Origin of the sequence: Halorubrum sp. SS7, assembly GCF_005435055.1 — an archaeon.
GTDB classification, from domain to species: Archaea; Halobacteriota; Halobacteria; order Halobacteriales; family Haloferacaceae; genus Halorubrum; species Halorubrum salinarum.
Map to the genome: position 1 here is coordinate 576 of NZ_SGXV01000108.1, position 592 is coordinate 1,167.

General features: G+C 67.9%; 1 protein-coding gene. It reads right to left on the reverse strand.

Going from position 1 to position 592, the window contains the following annotated elements; genetic code table 11:
- Positions 1–592: aldo/keto reductase (locus EXE44_RS16910; protein ID WP_137717977.1), on the reverse strand; the 592-nt coding region annotated here is incomplete at both ends.

Below are 592 nucleotides of genomic sequence, written 5' to 3' on the forward strand. Positions count from 1 at the left end.
GCTCGACGCCGAGCGCCCCGACGTTCTCCTCGAGGTGCTCGACGCTCCTCGGTCCGATGATTGGCGCGTCAACGACGTCTTTGTGGAGCAGCCACGCGATACTCACCTGCGCGGGCGTCGCCCCGTTCGCGTCGGCGATGTCGCGGATCTCCTCTAGCACCGCCCAGTTCTCGTCGGTGAACCGCTGTGCGGTGTAGTCGTCGCTCGCTGCCCTCCCCGATTCGGGGTCCTCGCCCCGTGAGTACTTCCCCGTCAGGAACCCGCCCGCGAGCGGGGACCACGGAAGGACGCCGATCCCCTCGGCGGCGCACACCGGTAACACGTTGGCCTCCTCGTGCCTGTCGACGGCGTTGTACTCCGGCTGCATCGAGACGAACCGCTCGCGGTTCTCGACGTCGGCGGCGTACAGCGCCCGAGTGAACTTCCAAGCCGGCATCGTGCTCGCCCCGACGTAGCGGACTACCCCCTCGGTCACGAGGTGATCCAGCGCCGAGAGGACCTCTTCGACGGGCGTGTCGTCGTCCCAGCGGTGGATCTGATAGAGGTCGATGTAGTCGGTCCCGAGCCGGTCGAGCGACGCCTCGGCCTGATC